The sequence below is a fragment of the Pseudomonas sp. B16120 genome (assembly GCF_044218845.1).
Lineage (GTDB): Bacteria > Pseudomonadota > Gammaproteobacteria > Pseudomonadales > Pseudomonadaceae > Aquipseudomonas > Aquipseudomonas paracarnis.
Map to the genome: position 1 here is coordinate 3,273,068 of NZ_CP162588.1, position 16,187 is coordinate 3,289,254.

Here is a 16,187-nt window from a genome sequence, read left to right on the forward strand (position 1 = left end):
GAAGGCCACCTGGCTTCCTTTAGGTTTGAGTGGTATGCACTGCGTACTTTGTATTCCGAACGGCAACGCAAAATCCTCAATCGAGACGTTCATTAATCGATGAGGCGGTGCCAGGCACCAGCCCGGGCACGAATGGGTAGCAGGCTCGCAGGCCAGACGCGATGTACTTCTCGACGGAAGACACCGACACTTTCAACTCGCAGGCAATGTCGCGGTGGCCCATACCATGCAACTTGCACAGCAGCAGCGCTTGGCGGGTTTTGGCTGGCTTGCGGCGCAATGCGTCATCGATCTGAGCCAGCGCTTCACTCACGAGGGCTCGTCGCTCCTCTGACGGGACCAACAGTTCGGCCTGCAACTTGAGCGCCTCCAGATGGCGGGCCTCAAGATGACGTCGGCGATAAAGATCGATCACCATGCCTTTGGCGATTTGGGTCAGGTGGGCGCGAGAATCCTCGGTGGAAGGAACCCGGCCTTTCTTGATGAGATTGAGATAGACATCGTGAGCGAGATCAGCGGCATCGACCGAGCTGCCCAACTTGCGGCGCAACAGGCTGCATAGCCAACCGTGATGGTCGACATAGAGCTTTTCAAATTGCTGCGTGGACGCGAACGCTCCGTTGTTCACAACACCTCTCCTGAGACGGTCAATTCGCGATCAGCTTTTGACTAATGCGAATAGGTATGATTATTATTTAATATCATACGGCGTTCATTGACCCCCTGCAAATGTGAGTTGCTTGCACCTTCTCTTGCGCCTGGATTTCTGAGCGTTGCAGCAGACCGAGGATCGGCCTGTCGGCACTGCGGTGCCCTCTCTACTTCTTACTATTCAGTTTGATAAGGCGGGAAATTTCCATGATGGAACTCAATCCAGACTCGTTACCGAAACTGTCTGTCACTGATAACGAAGAGCATTTCTGGCTCTTGCAGCAGCAATATCCCGAACGCGTGCTCAAGCACTTCAGCGCCTGGCGATTCGACGCCGACATTGACCTTTCACGACTTACGTCAGCGATCAGGAGCGTTATCGAAACACTCCCCGATCTGAATGCGCGCTACCTGTTCAACGACGATGGTGAAGTGCACAAAGTGCACGCCGCTGACTGGCAGTCCTGCTTTGAACTCGTGCATCTACACTCGGACGTAGAGGCCACCGAGCATTTGCGCGCGCAGCAAATGGCACCCTGGGACGCGCAAAGCCAGCCGCCATTCAAGGCGTTGATTATCCAAACCGGGCAAGACACTATCCTTGGCTTCATACTCCATCAGGTCCTCGATCAGAGTTGCCAGGAAGACCATTTGTATCACCAGGTATTGAGCGCCTATATCGGCCACTCGGCCAGCAATACGCCTTGGTTGCACGGCTTGGCGAATGGTGAAGCGCTATCGTCACCCATCAGTGCGCCCACCGCCCAGCCTGCGGCCAACGACGACGTTGCGTCGATTATTCTTGATGAGTTTCGAGCGGCCCTGGTAGAGCCTGACATGCAACTCACTGATGATTTCTTTGATTTCGGCGGTCATTCGCTACTGGCCACACGCATCATTGGCAAGCTGCTGAGCGGCCATGGCATTGAAGTCCAGTTCAATGATTTTTTCAGCGCGCCGTCGGCCGCCGCCTTGGCTGCACACGCCCATGTCATCGAGCAAAACGATGCAACTGCTGTTGCCATGGACCGCCAGCAAGACGTACAGAGGGCACCTTTCGCGCTGGCCCAAGCCTCCCTTGGGCGGGCTTACGCAGCCTTTGAGTTCGGGACAATTTTCAACCTGCCCTTTGCCCTGGACTTCCTCGACCAGGTGGATGAAGCACTGTTCGAGCAAGCTTTCCGTGACCTGCTAAAGCGTCACGCCAGCCTGCGTTCAACCTTCCACTTCGAGGGCTCTGAGGCGTACCAGCAGATCGTGCCGTTCGAGCAGCTGTCCGAATACAAGTGGTTCTGGCCAAGCCAGGAAAGCCGGGGTGCAACGCTCAAAAGCGAAGCCACCTATCAGTTCGACCTGACCCGCGAGCTACCCCTACGGGTTCGCTTCATTTACGACCCGCAACGCCAACGCCAAACCCTGTCATTGCTGATCCACCACATGGCCATTGATGAATGGTCACTCAACGTGATGATGGAGGAACTGGCTCAGGCCTACCTCGCCCGTGCAGCAGACAAAGCACCCACCTGGTCAGCGCCTGCACCGTCATTCCATGAGTTCGCCCTACGACAACAGGCCACTGGCATCAATCAACAGCATCTCGACTACTGGACGAACATGTTGCGCGGCGCAACCCAGGGCCTGGCACTGCCCTCCCCTGACTATCAGGCCAGCGTGCCGGCCAGCGAAGTGTCGACGAACGCGCAATGGTTCGAAATCAAACCCGACCAGGCGCTCACCGATAACCTGTATGCCTTCGCCAGACGGAATAACGCTTCGCTGTTCGGTGTGGTCTATACGGCGATTGCGTTATCCCTGCATAAACTCGGTAATTTGAAAGACCTTGTGATCGGCACGTCCGCCTCCGGCCGCACCGACCCAGGGTTTTATGAAACGGTCGGTTACTTCACCACGATGGTGGCGCATCGGGTGCAGTTCGATCCCCAGCAGGCCGTTGGCGCACTGATTGAAAACACCACTCGCCTGATCAATGATTCCATGGCTTATGCCGATATTCCGATGGAGCAGATCCAACAGGCCCTCGGCATGACGCCCGCAGACGGCCTGCTGTTCGACGTGTACATTCAAATACACGCCAACAACGCCTTGAATGGCACCCTGAGCACACCGGACGCCGGGACGATCCGCTACCGGCAGATTGACCCGGACAAGAACCAATCGATGTTCGGTATTCAGTTCGAAATCATGGAGAACACGATCGACGGCAAACGCTCGCTGCGCCTGGTCATTACTTACCGTTCGGACCGCTACAGCGCAGCACAGATGGCGCGCCTGAGCACGACCATAGATCAGGTGTTCGCGCTGTTTACGACGCCCGACGCAGCCCGCACCGCCCTTAACCATATCCACCTATAACCTGATCAGGGTCTTGGTAATGCTACCAAGACCCTCAACCCTCGGCTCTACGCTTCATGCATCCCGTATCGCTGGAACGATGACCGTTTGGGCAAGCGGTAGTAAGGCTGGCCAAGCAACTGGTTGATAATCGTTGCATTGCGAATCGCCGCAATCCCCAAGTCCGGCGAACCAACACCATGCTGGAAGATCTCCGCATTCTGCACGAAGACACGGCCCGTGCCTGCATCGCAGCGGCGTGCGGTGAAATCGTCCTGGACGATACAGTCACCATACTCATCGGTTTCAAGCACCACGCCCTTGAGCCTTTCAAACCACTGCGGCCATGTATGCCCGTAGCCTGTCGCCGCCACAATGGCATCAGCTTCAAGAGTGCCGGTCTGGTTCAATTCACGGTGCCGGTAAGCGATTTTCAGCATGCCATCAATCTCTTCCACGGCCTGCACCTCGCAATTGGATAGCAACGTCAGGCCCGGATCACTGCCGCCAATCGAGCGTTCATAGATCAGGTCGTAGATATCAGCGATGGTCGAGAAGCTAATGCCTTTGTACAGCAGCCCTTGCCCTGCAACGATGGCACGGCGTCGCTCCCTCGGAATGCTGTGGAAGTACTCCATGTAGGACGGCGTAAAACACTCCTGCCCCAGTTTCGAATACTCCATGGGATGAAAACCCGCTGAGCGTGTGATCCAGCGAATCGACGCCCCTGCTGCAATCCGCTCGGGTGTCAACTCGCTGAACAAGGCCAACACACATTCGGCCGCACTTTGGCCGGAGCCAATGACCGTGACCCGCTGGCATTTCGACAACTGTTGCTGACGCTTGCCGAACTCCGCCGAGTGCATCACCGGCGCGGTGCTCTTGACCTGTGCCCACTGGGGCAACACAGGCGCCGTACCGACACCAATCGCCAGGTCCCGACTGTGATAATAGCGCTTGAAGCCTGACACTGATTGGCTCTCTACCAGAAACTGGCCAGCGTTGGCGTCATACGTCACATCACAGATCTCCTCGCCGAAATGGCAGGCTGGCAGCTGCTGCGACGCCCAGCGGCAGTAGTGATCGTATTCACGGCGAGGCACCTGAAAGTTTTCGTAATAGTAGAACGGGTACAGGCGATCGTGCTGATGCAGGTAGTTCAGATAACTGAGCTGATGGGTGGGATCCGCCATCGTCACCAGGTCGGCCAGAAACGGAACCTGAAGCGTTGTGCCTGGTAACAAAAGCCCTTCATGCCAGCGAAATTCCGCTTTCCGGTCAAGGAATACACCGGTCACGCCAGGATGCTTGGACAGTAACGCGGCCAAACCCAGATTAAAGGGGCCAATGCCAACGCCGGTAATATCAACACTTTGTACATCCATCATCCAATCCATCTCCCTAGGCCCAACTGTTTGGTTATTGCAGTTGACGTGCGCGCAGGCGCACCACCGCGCTTATATCAACATCCGTTACACGCTCAGGAACCCTCAGCCATGAGCAGGCGTTCAACGTCTTGTGCATTGCGACAGCGCAGGAGCTGCCCTGGCGAAAGGCGCACCGAGAAATCCTCTTGGACCCGCGCCGAAATCGCCTTCAAATGCTGGGGCCGTAGCCCAAGGCTAATAAAGTCCACGCTGGCATTCGCCCCATCCGCCAGCGGTCGCCCCAGTACGCTCAAGTAGATATCCAATACCTTGTTGCGTGGGGTCGAGCGCCTCATCGCAGCGGGCTCACTTGCGTCATTTACCGAAGCCGTAAGCAGGCTGCGGGCCCGTTGACGATCAGGCTTGCCGTTCTGCGACAGCGGCAACGCGTCCACCCTGAGCAAACGCGTGGGCACATGGGAGTGCGGCAGGTGCTGACGGGCGAAGTTGCGGAGTTCGGTGGTGGTCGGCTCTTCGCCGCCCTGCTGACAGACATACAAAGCGCCAATGCAGACCTCGCCTTGGCGCTGCTCGCCGTAATCCACGACCAACACGTGCCTGAGCGACGGATGATTGATCAGCGCTATCTCGATATCCGGAAGCGATACCCGCACACCGCGAACTTTCACGTAGCCATTTACCCGACTGTCGAAGATCAAGGTACCGTCGCGGCGGTAACGCCCACAGTCACCGGTCCGGAACGCCCGAACGGCTTGGCCATGTTCATCAGTGACGGTCACGAACTCGCTTTGAGCCAACTCGCCGTTTTCGAGGTACCCCAGCGCGAGATTGACGCCGGCGGTGTGAATTCGGCCAACTACGCCTGCCGGGCAATGCTCGCCTCCTGGGTCTAGGACGAAGTAGCTATTTCCGGGCAAGGGCCTTCCATAAGGAATCAGCGCACGGTCATCGTCCGTAATTTCATGCCAGATACTCCAGATGGTGGTCTCCGTCGGCCCACCCAGGGAAATCAACCGAGATGACGGCAGCAGTTCACGCAACTCGGCGATCACGGCCGGCTTGATGTAATCACCGCCCTGAGCAATCAAACGCAGGCTCTTCAAATCATGGCTGGTGCGGCATGAAAGGAGCATTTCCAAAATAGCGGGCACAGAGCACCACAACGTCACCTGATGTTGGGCGATCAACTGGTTCCAGCGTACGGCGTCCTTTTCCTCGCCACCCCCGGTAAGCACCAGTGTTGCCCCTGCCGTCAGGCATCCGAAAACGTCAAACACCGACATGTCATGGTGAAGTGGAGTCACGGACATGAACACATCGCGCTCGGTGACAGCCCAACGTTCAAGGGTGCTGCCGACGACATTGGCGGTGGCTCGGTTGTTCAGAGCCACGCATTTGGGTTTACCAGTGGTGCCCGAGGTATAAAGGTAATAGGCCGGGGCGTCGCTTAACGACAGGTCATCCAGCACGGGCATCGCCTGGGTCTGCACAGCCAAGAGTTCCGCCGGTGTAGCCGTGACTGAGCCGACAGACTCATGCTGGGCAATCACCACAAGATCGGGCTGACAGTTTTCCAGCAGGTAACGCAACCGCTCGGCCGGCGCTGAAACGTCGATGGGAACCCAGATTACGCCTGTCAGAGCACACGCCAACGTCACCATCGTATGTTCCGGGCTGCGAGGCAGGCAGATGGCGACGACTTGCCCACGTGATAATCCGCGCGCTTTCAATGCCCCGATGATGCAGCACACGCTGTGGCCGAGTTCGGCATAGCTGATTAGCCGATCACCACTGACAAGAGCAGTTTTGGTATTGCTCCGATCAAAGATGTTGGTCGCGATCCTGTCGAGAAACCCTTCGCGGCACGCTTCAGTGACCCGACTATTGAAACGGTAGTGGCCTTTTTCGATTATCGCCTTGGCATCAACGGCCAAAACCCCGCTTGTGGTGGCTTGGTCGACCGCTTTTTCGATTGCGTTCAAAACGGCGCTGACAAGCTCCGGCTCCAGCACTGCGCGTGCATAGTCGATATCGAACACCAATTCGCCGTCGGCATTGGCCGAGAAGCGAATATCCATCGCCACCTGTGGCGTCTGGGTCAGACCGCCGTGCAGGCTCATCGGGCTGCCCTGCGCCGAGACTGGCCAGGAAAACCCGTTGGTGATCACCACCGGAAGCACCGGGCCGGGACCATGGGACTCGAACAGCAAACGAGCAAGGTCCACCCCTGAAAAGCTCAGGTGCTGCAACCCTTCCAGCACATCTACTTGCAGCTTGGCAGCGCGTTCGGCAAAACCATCTGGCTCGTCGCTCCAATTGATCGCGATAAAGCTTGAGCGATTCGCAAAGGCACCGACCGTTTGCGGGGCAACAGGCACCGCAACACACAAACCACCCTCATCGAGCCAGTGCGAGAGCACTTCGAGCACCAATGCCATTAGCGTGGTGTTTTTAAACAGCCGCTGCCGCGCGCCCAACTTGCAATAGGCGCCGAACGTCGGCTTGGGGATCAGCAGGCTCTGTCGCTCGTAGCGTGAAGCGCCCACCCGATCCAGCGCAGTGATCCACGGCAGCCGCGGTGCCCCGCTGACCGCAGCAAGCTTGGCTTTCCAATAAACGGAATCTGCCTTGCGCTTACTGTCCAAATCCTCTGGCTCGGATGCCGTCTGCGGGAACGACTCCTCGCCAGTTGTGCCGTCGAACAGCTCGACCATGAGGGTGGCGATTGAGCGCCCATCGAGAATCAAGGCGTCGAGGCGTACGAAGACGCTCAACTGGCCCTCCGGAAGCTTGAAGATCGTGACGTTCCAGGGCGAACGGTCCAGCTCGAACAACGCATGCGCATACGCCTCGCGGCGCGCCTCGACGTAGTTGAGCGCCTCTTCTGGCGATAAGGTCGTAAGGTCGACTTCGTCCAGGTTCAACTGCACCTCATCGCTGACGAACTGCACGAGTTTCTGCGCGTCGATGCGTACTCTCAGGCTTTCGTGGCGCTGGACCATCTCGACCAGCCGGCTCCGCAGCAGTGCCGGATCCATAGCGCCGCGGTACTCGCGAAACTCTTGCATGGCCACACCACCCAGCGGCATCTGCGCGCTGCGCCCAAGCAAATAAGCCTGCTGTAAAGCGGTCAGTGGTTTTGCGACAACCGCTGGCTGGGAGAGTGGCTGGTCCAGAACAGCGGAGCAAGCGGCCACCTCGCGCGCCATCAGCACGAAACGGTCGAAAAACTCCGACACCCAGGCGGGTGGTAACGCATCCAGACGGATATCCCAATTGATCAAGATGCCGCCGTCGGCGCAGACAACCTGCGCGTCTAGCGCAACCTGAGGCCCTTGGGAAACCACCCAGTTCATGGGGCCCAACACTCGCCGCACCCGCTCAGAAAGAAGGTCTGCGCCAGACAGATCCAGCCCGGCGGTAAACACAACAGGGGCCAGTTGCGCAGCGCCATGATGACGCGACAGGTCGCGCATCAGGTTCACCCCGGGATAAGCGCAATGCTCGAGCAAATCCACCATATTGCCTGCCAGTTGCCTGCACAGCTCGGCCAGGCTCCGGGCCGCCTCCAGATCGATATCCAGAATCAGCATGTTGGCAAAATCGCCGACGATCCGCTCAACCTCGCCCACCAGCGCAGGTCGCCAGAACGTAGGGACATTGAGGCGAAATCGCTTGTCTCCCGTTTGGGCGCCGAGGGCCGCTGCAAACACCCCCATCATCAAGGTAGACAGCGTTATTCTGCGTTCGCGGGCGAGACGCTGTAACGCCTGGCGCTCTTCTGGACCCAGCCATGTGCTGAGTCGATCGCTGTGCGGCTGGTCAGGCGGGGTTTCAAGAAAAGGTAACGTCGGCGCCGGCGCGATATCAGGCAGACGCTCGCGCCACCAGCGACGGTCCCGGTCGCGGGCCGTTTTAAGTGCGCTATCGGTGCGCGCTTTGTCATACCAGTCGAAGAACGATGGCGTGTGTGGCAGAGCGGCCTCTGGATGTTCATAGAGCTCTGCCAGGTCTTCTATCAACGTGCGAAAACTGGATGGGTCAATGGCGATCATGTCCGTATCGACATGCAGCCGAAACGCATCATTGGCCAGCAGGCTCACACAAAACCGTGCTGCGGGCCCTTGACACAGATCAAGCTGCTGATGAGTCCATTCCTCACGCTTGCAGAGCAGGCGCTGCGCAACCTCCTCTTCACTTATCGAACGTAAATCCTCCACCTCCAATAGCGGTGACTGGTCCATCGCAGCAATGGATTGAAGCCCTTCTGCATTCAGCCTGACTCGCAGCATGGGGTGCAGCCGACATACCTGCTCAAGTGCCTTGCGCAGCCGCTCCAGCTCAATGCAATGGCCATCGAATTCGGCATACAGATGAGCTGAAACTTTCCCTAAAAACGCATGAGCAGTCCGCCCGATCCAACAGGCGGCTTGCATTGAAGTTAACTCTCTCATGGCTCACTCATGTGATTGACAAATCGTAATGATTAGCATCACATATTAGAAACGATAATGATTCTATTTCAAGATTTCTTTTTATCCCTAGGCCACGGAGGCTTCCCCCAAATGAGAACGGGCACCCTAAGAACGACCGAGATGGAAGAGGTGCAACTCGCAGAGGTACAACGTAGTTTTTCGTTCACATCCGGCGATCGCGAGTTAGCGGTCACCGGGATGCTGCAGAGAATTGAAACACCTGCCATTGGCGGCGATGACGCCAATAGCCTGTTCCAGCAGACAATTGCGCAAGCGCTTGATCGGGCGCGCGAAGCTGGCCAGAGCAACCCAATCATCGTTGGCGCCATCCCTTTCGACCCTGCTGAACCTTCCTGCCTCTACATTCCCGAACACGCGCAATGGCGGACCCGAGACATCCACGCGAAAACGGGTATGTCGACGCTGCCTGAGTTGATCGAACAGAAAAACATTCCGGACGAACAGGCCTTCAAACGGGCGGTGGAACACGCCGTCGTCAACTTCCGCCACAGCGACGTACGCAAGGCTGTGCTCTCGGTTCAACGCGAGCTGATATTTGCAAACGATGTGGATGTGAGTGCCCTGCAGCACAACCTGAAAGCCCAGAACCCGAGCGGCTACCACTTCCGTGTGCCAATGCCTGATGGCACCACGCTGATCGGTGTCAGTCCCGAACTTCTGGTCCGCAAGGAAGGCCTGAGCTTTCTGTCCAACCCGCTGGCAGGGTCAGCCAAGCGCCTGGCCGATCCAGAAGCCGACCGGCGCAATGCAGACTGGTTGCTGACATCGGAAAAAGATCACTACGAACACGGGTTCGTGACCCAGGACATCGTCAGCCAACTGGGGAAACTGTGCACGCAGCTGAATGTGCCGCAACGCCCCTCCCTCATCAGCACGCCCGCGCTCTGGCACCTCTCGACCCGCATCGAAGGTACGCTGGCAGACCCGGCTGTATCGGCCTTGCAGCTTGCCTGCCGCTTGCACCCCACACCGGCTGTGTGCGGCTTCCCCACCGAGCGCGCCCGGCGCCTGATTCGCTTCGTCGAACCCTTCGAGCGCGGCCTGTTCACCGGCATGGTGGGTTGGTGCGATGCCCAGGGCAATGGCGAATGGGTCGTAACGATTCGTTGCGGCACGGTCAGGCGAAACAAGGTCCGCCTGTTCGCCGGCGCAGGCATCGTTGAAGCCTCAAGCCCCGACTCCGAATGGGCAGAAGTCCAGACCAAGCTTGGCACCATGCTGCGCGCCTGCGGATTGGCCCACTAACTCGAATTTTTTCACACGTGAATACTATGACTATTGAATTTAACCACTGGCCTCTGGAAAGCGCACAGCGTTATCGGGACAAAGGCTATTGGCTCGACAAACCGCTCACCCACCTCCTTCAGGAACGCAGCCAGTCGCAACCCGACGCCCCCGCGATTATTTGCGGCGATCGCCACTTCAGCTATGCCGAGTTGGACCAATTGTCTTCCAACCTGGCCTCGCGACTGGCCGCCAGCGGGCTTGGCAACGGTGACACTGCACTGGTGCAGTTGCCCAATATCGCGGAGTTTTACATTGTCCTTTTTGCCCTGCTCAAGTCAGGAATCGCACCCCTCAACGCGCTCTACAGCCATCGCAAACTTGAACTCAAGAGTTACGCCAAACAAATCGCGCCAACGTTGTTGATTGCCTCCCGCGAACATGAAGTCTTCCGTGACGACAGCTATATCGCCGACTTCAAGGAGGTGGGTTCAAGTCCAGACATCATCTTGCTGTTGGGCGAGCAACGTCACGAAAACAACCTCGCCGACTGGATCAATACGCCGAGCGAGAGCAACGTGAACGTCTCCCCCTCGGGGCCCGGCGAGGTCGCATTGTTCCAACTGTCAGGCGGCAGCACGGGCACCCCCAAACTCATCCCCCGCACTCACAACGACTATTACTACAACGCCAGGGCAAGCGCGCAAGTATGCGAACTTACGCCACGCACGCGCTTTCTATGCGCGCTACCTGCCGCCCATAACTTCTTGCTCAGCTCCCCCGGCGCCCTCGGTGTTCTACATGCTGGCGGCTGCATCATCATGGCGCCCAGCCCGGAGCCCTTGACCTGTTTTTCGATCATCCAGCGCCAAGAAGTCAATACTGTGGCCTTGGTGCCAAGTGCAGTCGCCTTGTGGCTGCAGGCAGCGCCGGAGCATAAAGAACAACTGCAATCGCTTGAGTTCCTCCAGGTCGGTGGCGCCTGTTTTGCCGACTCGCTGGCACGCCAGGTGCCCGGCGTGCTCGGTTGTAAGCTGCAACAGGTATTCGGGATGGCCGAAGGCCTGATCAACTACACCCGGCTAAATGACTCCGACGAACAGATTTTTACTACCCAGGGCCGTCCGATCAGCCCCGACGATGAAATCAAAATCGTTGACGAACAAGGCCTCCCCGTCCCGGACGGAGAACCTGGCATGCTCGCCACACGTGGCCCTTACACTTTTTGCGGGTACTACCAAAGCCCCGAACAAAATGCCCAGGCGTTCGATAACGAGGGGTACTACTACTCCGGCGACCTCGTCCAACTCATGCCCAGCGGCGATTTGCGCGTGGTCGGCAGGGTCAAGGACCAGATCAACCGTGGCGGTGAAAAAGTCGCCTCGGAGGAAATCGAAAACCTCATCGTCCTCCATCCTGATGTGACTCACGCGGGCTTGGTGGCCATGCCCGATGACAGGCTGGGAGAAAAAAGCTGCGCGTTCGTCGTCTCACGCAACCCGAGCCTGAAGCCGCCCGCGCTCAGACGTCACCTGATGGAACTCGGCATCGCCGAATACAAACTGCCCGACCGCATCCGGTTAATCGAAACCATGCCGCTGACCCCCGTGGGCAAGATTGACAAGAAGCATCTGCGTCAGCTTCTGGCAGCGGAAACCACCCGCGCCTGGTTGCAGACTCGCGTGCGGCAACTCGTCGAGGACTGTGAAGACCTGGACCCCGAGGAAAACCTGATTTTCTATGGCCTCGACTCCTTGCAAGTGATGAGACTCGCTGCCGAACTCAAGGAGCGTGGCATTGCCGTCAGCTTCGAAGAACTGGCGGATTCGCCCACGCTCAGCAGCTGGTGGTCATTGGTAGACGCGAGGCAGATAGCCGCCTGACCGGGCGGCGTCACCCAGTCGTTTTAAAAGGAGTTAGACATGACTTTATCCCCTGCCGACCAACGCAAGCTTGAAGGCTTCTGGCAGCACTGCGTGACACATCAGTATTTCAACATCGGGTATCCCGAATCAGCCGACTTTGATTACTCCCAGCTGCACCGTTTCTTGCAATTTTCGATTAACAACTGCGGGGACTGGAACGAGTACAGCAACTACCTGTTGAACTCGTTCGATTTTGAAAAAGACGTCATGACGTATTTTGCCGAGCTGTTCAACATTGCCCTTGAAGACAGTTGGGGTTACGTCACCAATGGCGGGACGGAAGGCAACATGTTTGGCTGCTACCTGGGACGCGAACTGTTTCCGGACGGCACCCTGTACTACTCGAAAGACACCCACTACTCCGTGGCAAAGATCGTCAAATTATTGCGGATCAAATGCCGTGCGGTCGAATCGTTGCCCAATGGCGAAATCGACTACGACGACCTGATGGTAAAAATAACCGCCGACCAGGAGCGTCACCCCATCATCTTCGCCAACATCGGCACAACGATGCGTGGAGCCGTGGATAATATCGAGACCATCCAGCAACGCCTGCAACAGGCAGGCATTGCCCGCCACGACTACTACCTGCACGCTGATGCGGCCCTGAGCGGGATGATCCTGCCCTTCGTCGATCACCCACAACCCTTCTCGTTTGCCGACGGCATCGACTCGATCTGCGTCTCCGGCCACAAGATGATCGGCTCGCCCATTCCTTGCGGAATTGTCGTGGCCAAACGCAAAAACGTCGCGCGCATTTCAGTGGAAGTGGACTATATCCGCGCCCATGACAAGACCATCAGCGGCTCGCGCAACGGCCACACCCCCCTGATGATGTGGGCGGCACTGCGCAGCTACTCATTGGCTGAATGGCGCCATCGAATCAAACACAGCCTGGACACGGCACAGTACGCCGTCGACCGCTTCCAGGCCTCGGGCATTGATGCCTGGCGCAACGAAAACTCCATCACCGTCGTGTTCCCTTGCCCATCAGAAAGAATTGCGACGAAATATTGCCTGGCCACCTCCGGTAATTCGGCACACCTGATCACCACACCTCATCATCACGACTGCAGCATGATCGACGCCTTGATCGACGAAGTGGTTGCCGAAGCTCAACTGAATACCCTTCGATCCAAGCGAGCATTCACTGAACAAACGGTCGTCGAGCGATTGCCCGCGGCGTCATTCAACTTGCGTACCCATTATTGAAAGAGACCAGCCTCATGCTGCCGCTAAAACCGCCACAAGCCTGCGAGAACCTCAATGACATTCGAGCGGGCATCGACTTTTTTGACCGCCAGATCCTTGACTCGCTACAAAAACGCCTGCGTTACGTAAAGGCTGCGGCGCAGTTCAAAGCCAACGAACAGGACATTCCAGCACCTGAACGCGTCGCGGCCATGCTTGAGGAGCGGCGACTATGGGCGGTAGAAGCCGAACTTGATGTCGCTTTCGTCGAGAAGCTCTACGAGCAGATTATTCACTGGAATATTCAACAGCAAATCCTGCATTGGCGGGCCACCCCACAACCAACGTACTCGGCGCAGGCCAAGTCATGACGATGGCGGGTGGATGCCTGACGACTTGAGGTCTGCGATTCACGCGGGCTGTCCTTGTTCGAGTGGTGTGTGTTCACAACTATCACCGTAGACCAAGGGCGGCCTTTTCTTCATTTTTTTGTAATCAGATCAGCCTGTTAGCTGTTAATTAAGTGCCATTCAAATCTGTCCCCTTTTTGTTTCGCCATAATGCTGATATCGAATTCTTTGCATTTGACCTTGCCCGTAATTCGATTGGCCGCAGTGTCGGGTAGAGTCACCGCAGCCCCATCTATTCTGCTCTACGCCCCCCGGCACTACCATAGCCCGCGTTAAAAATCCGACTCGCAATTAAATAAAACACAGACACCATCTTCCTTCCCAACCAAGCTGATTGGCTTTTTACTTACGCCACCGTCAACTGAAATCTCAACCATAAGAGTTTGATCCTCAAATGAGCGTAATTCTTCAATTAATTCAGAAATGGTCTTCCCACGTGTAATCCAATCCGGCATCTCAGTTTTTTTCATTTCAATCACCAATACGTTTCATATTCACGTCAAAAGTACCCAGTCTCGTATCTTTCGAGCCAAGCGCTTTAACCGATTTAGCTGCTTTCCATGCTCCTCCGTTATGTCCGTCAAGGTCCCTAGTGATATACAAATTCCCCTGTTTGAAAACAGCCTGCCCATCATGAACTGTTTCGTTGATTTTTTTATACCCCAACGCTTCTGCAGCCTGCTTGGCCTCCTTATTTGTCCTATAGACAGGTTCGGCAAGAGGACGAGGAGAATTTGCCTCGGAATCTTTACCGCCCTTACCTTTTCGAGCAGGCATCGCCCCAAATAAAATACTGGAAAGTAGCTCACCACCGCCAATCAGATATTTGTCGCTGTCATACGTCGGATTCAGCTCGGTCCCTTCGATGATTTGAGCGACTTTCTTTCCGACGAACGCATTCGCTTTGTCTATATTCTTCGAGATCGCCTGCCCCGCCTCGGTCCCCTCAACAGCCTTCATCGCAATGAATTGAGCAACCCCTTTCGGGCCTTGAGCCGCGGCCAACACATAGGCTATGGCTTCCACACTCTCAGGATGTTTGTTTTTATAAGCCTGTATTTCCCCGAGTTGACGAATCAGACCTTGAAGTTCTTCAATCCCTGTCGGGTTGACTTCCGACGTATCCAGTACCACTGCCTGAGGGTCGGGTTTATAGGTGCTCGACTCAACAAGCTTCTGCGCGTCGCTAAGCACCTGGGGTTCGATCCCATTTAACGACGCCATACTTCTCAGGACGCTGTCGATGAATTCGGGATCCCCCATTTTTGCCATTGCCGATCGAGGACTCATACCAGAGAGAATGAGGGCTTCAAGCGTGCTTTCTGCCAAGTCTTTGCCGGCCATGGCTTCTGCACGAGCATCCATCGGACGGCCCTGCATGACTTCCACTCGATTGACTAATGCATGCAATGCCCCGGCGGCCTTGTTGAAGTTGTCCAACGCCGTTTTATCGTAATTGAGTAGCCCATCAGACCATTGCTTCAGCGTTTCTCCAGGTTTGAGCACAGCATCAATGGACGAACTACTCGCATACAAATCCGTTCGTTTTTCATCATCCTTGGTGATCTCATAGGCCTTACCCACATCCCGGTTCAACCCGGCCGTAGAGTCACCTCCCGTCTCAGCATCCTTGCGCACAACGACTTCACCTGCCCCCACCGTGGCGCGGACAATCTGTTCACGTTCTTTCTCGTAGTTCCAACCCTCAACGCTCCAACCGGTCTTACCTTCCTTGCCTTTGCCCGCCTGGCTGCTGTCTTGTACGGTGTTGCCTTTGCTTTCACTGCTCCCGGCTTTATAGGTGCCGCCTACGTTCAGGTAGTACCCATGCTCTTTGTCTTGCCCGGCGATATCGCTGAAGCCGAGGGTGCCGGTGTCCAGTTTCAGGTTGCCGTTGTCAGCGGCGATGACGGCTCCGTCGATCTGGGTATGGTTCTCTGTTCTGATATCGACGGCATTTTTGCCGGTGATACGGGTTTGCTCTTCGACCCAGTCCGTTTTGCCTGTGGTCTTGCCAAAGCCGACCGAGCCGCTGACACCCGCACCCGGGCCGATGGTGGCCGTAACGCTGATATCAAACTCTTTGCCCTTGACCTTGCCCGTATCAGCGACCGACGAAACCTTGAGGTCGCCGCCCACACGCCCCACCACTTCATCGCCTCTCAGATTTGCTCCACCGATGGTGGTGTCTTTGCCACTGGCGAAACCCAGGCGGTCGCCGGCATAGAGAAAAAAGGGGACAGATTTATTTTCCAGAGACTCATTCCTTATATCTAAAAGGACTCGTCAAACCTATAAATAAATCTGTCCCCTTTTTTACATGAGATCTTGATCTTCAAATGACTGCAACTCCTCAATCAGTTGAGAAATGGTTTTTCCACGCACTGTCCAATCAGGAACTTTATTTTTGATCACTTTAAACACCTGCACACTTGATCTTCACATACAAAGCAAAATATTTTTCAGAATTTCATTGCCGAATCTCAAATACCCCCTCAAACCTGAAAATCAGTCCGCTCACTTTTTGTTTTGCTTTTCTGGGCTGACTCA

9 protein-coding genes and 1 pseudogene are annotated in these 16,187 nt (G+C 56.3%); 5 read left to right on the forward strand and 5 right to left on the reverse strand.

What is annotated here, in order from left to right; all coding sequences use genetic code 11:
- Positions 1-76 precede the first annotated feature (76 nt).
- Positions 77-628, reverse strand: coding sequence for a sigma-70 family RNA polymerase sigma factor (locus AB4P90_RS15350; RefSeq protein WP_014718547.1), 552 nt, complete (start codon positions 626-628; stop codon positions 77-79).
- A gap of 230 nt (positions 629-858) precedes the next feature.
- Here AB4P90_RS15350 and AB4P90_RS15355 point away from each other — a divergent pair, with 230 nt between their 5' ends.
- Positions 859-3,024 carry a condensation domain-containing protein gene (locus AB4P90_RS15355; RefSeq protein ID WP_395605089.1) on the forward strand — a complete coding sequence of 722 codons (2,166 nt, stop codon included), beginning with the start codon at positions 859-861 and terminating at the stop codon, positions 3,022-3,024.
- A gap of 47 nt (positions 3,025-3,071) precedes the next feature.
- Here AB4P90_RS15355 and basC read toward each other — a convergent pair whose 3' ends face one another.
- Together basC and AB4P90_RS15365 are read right to left on the reverse strand one after the other, a co-directional pair.
- Positions 3,072-4,391, reverse strand: a complete 1,320-nt coding sequence (basC, locus tag AB4P90_RS15360) for a putative histamine N-monooxygenase (RefSeq protein WP_014718549.1) — start codon at positions 4,389-4,391, stop codon at positions 3,072-3,074.
- A gap of 92 nt (positions 4,392-4,483) precedes the next feature.
- Complete coding sequence (locus AB4P90_RS15365; RefSeq protein ID WP_395605090.1) at positions 4,484-8,845, reverse strand: amino acid adenylation domain-containing protein; 4,362 nt, start codon at positions 8,843-8,845, stop codon at positions 4,484-4,486.
- Between the two features lie 141 nt (positions 8,846-8,986).
- Here AB4P90_RS15365 and AB4P90_RS15370 point away from each other — a divergent pair, with 141 nt between their 5' ends.
- From AB4P90_RS15370 to AB4P90_RS15385, 4 genes are read left to right on the forward strand one after another with little or no spacing between them, the layout of a single operon-like run.
- The gene (locus AB4P90_RS15370; RefSeq protein ID WP_395605091.1) at positions 8,987-10,132 is read left to right on the forward strand and encodes an isochorismate synthase MenF; all 1,146 of its coding nucleotides are present in this window, start codon (positions 8,987-8,989) and stop codon (positions 10,130-10,132) included.
- 26 nt (positions 10,133-10,158) lie between these two features.
- On the forward strand, positions 10,159-11,994 hold the full coding sequence (locus tag AB4P90_RS15375; protein WP_019817101.1) for a (2,3-dihydroxybenzoyl)adenylate synthase: 1,836 nt from the start codon (positions 10,159-10,161) through the stop codon (positions 11,992-11,994).
- A 39-nt stretch (positions 11,995-12,033) separates the two neighbouring features.
- Positions 12,034-13,248 (forward strand): histidine decarboxylase, encoded by a 1,215-nt coding sequence (locus AB4P90_RS15380; protein ID WP_395605092.1) that lies wholly within the window; start codon positions 12,034-12,036, stop codon positions 13,246-13,248.
- Between the two features lie 14 nt (positions 13,249-13,262).
- Entirely contained in the window at positions 13,263-13,598 is a 336-nt protein-coding gene (locus tag AB4P90_RS15385) for an isochorismate lyase (protein WP_395605093.1), read from the forward strand.
- Between the two features lie 311 nt (positions 13,599-13,909).
- Here the strand turns inward: AB4P90_RS15385 and AB4P90_RS15390 are convergent, their stop codons facing one another.
- Together AB4P90_RS15390 and AB4P90_RS15395 are read right to left on the reverse strand one after the other, a co-directional pair.
- Positions 13,910-14,107, reverse strand: a complete 198-nt coding sequence (locus tag AB4P90_RS15390; protein WP_032872340.1) for a hypothetical protein — start codon at positions 14,105-14,107, stop codon at positions 13,910-13,912.
- 1 nt (position 14,108) lies between these two features.
- A pseudogene (locus AB4P90_RS15395) lies at positions 14,109-15,869 on the reverse strand (toxin C-terminal domain-containing protein); the annotation flags it as partial.
- Positions 15,870-16,187 lie beyond the last annotated feature (318 nt).

What these genes read in the sequence shown, in the direction of transcription:
- AB4P90_RS15355 (WP_395605089.1), top strand. Translation starts at nt 859, where the DNA reads ATGATGGAACTCAATCCAGACTCGTTACCGAAACTGTCTGTCACTGAT.
- AB4P90_RS15375 (WP_019817101.1), top strand. Translation starts at nt 10,159, where the DNA reads ATGACTATTGAATTTAACCACTGGCCTCTGGAAAGCGCACAGCGTTAT.
- AB4P90_RS15390 (WP_032872340.1), bottom strand. Translation starts at nt 14,107, where the DNA reads ATGAAAAAAACTGAGATGCCGGATTGGATTACACGTGGGAAGACCATT.
- AB4P90_RS15385 (WP_395605093.1), top strand. Translation starts at nt 13,263, where the DNA reads ATGCTGCCGCTAAAACCGCCACAAGCCTGCGAGAACCTCAATGACATT.
- AB4P90_RS15380 (WP_395605092.1), top strand. Translation starts at nt 12,034, where the DNA reads ATGACTTTATCCCCTGCCGACCAACGCAAGCTTGAAGGCTTCTGGCAG.
- AB4P90_RS15370 (WP_395605091.1), top strand. Translation starts at nt 8,987, where the DNA reads ATGGAAGAGGTGCAACTCGCAGAGGTACAACGTAGTTTTTCGTTCACA.
- basC (WP_014718549.1), bottom strand. Translation starts at nt 4,391, where the DNA reads ATGATGGATGTACAAAGTGTTGATATTACCGGCGTTGGCATTGGCCCC.
- AB4P90_RS15365 (WP_395605090.1), bottom strand. Translation starts at nt 8,845, where the DNA reads ATGAGAGAGTTAACTTCAATGCAAGCCGCCTGTTGGATCGGGCGGACT.